The sequence below is a fragment of the Polaromonas sp. P1_G2 genome (assembly GCF_056405515.1).
Window position 1 is genome coordinate 1 of the sequence record NZ_JBFUBY010001416.1, and the last position, 406, is coordinate 406.

Below are 406 nucleotides of genomic sequence, written 5' to 3' on the forward strand. Positions count from 1 at the left end.
CTTCATGAACGAATATTCGTTCGAGGCGGCGGCCCTTTTCAACCCAAGCATCGTCATGCATCCAGACCAGACAGGCGTTTCAGAGGGCGCGCAACGGTTCATCCTCAGCCTGCGGGCGGTTGGCGAGGGGCACATATCGTCCCTGACCTTCCGTTCGGGCGAAATCGCCGCGAGCGGCGCTGTCCGTATCGATACCCCTGCGCGCCTCGCATCGCTGCCGGCCGTCAGTGATGCCTTAGCCGATGACGATGCCACCCGCCTGACATTCGAACAAGACAGCGACATCAGCGAACGGGTTATCTTTCCGATAACGCCATCCCAATCCAACGGCATCGAGGATGCGCGCTTCGTCGAATTCAAAGATGAGGGGAAAAAGACATATTACGCGACCTATACCGCCTATAGC

The 406-nt window shown here is 58.1% G+C and carries 1 protein-coding gene; it reads left to right on the plus strand.

The features are described from left to right. Positions 1-406: glycoside hydrolase family protein (locus AC1D0P_RS30850; RefSeq protein WP_477680209.1), on the plus strand; the 406-nt coding region annotated here is incomplete at both ends.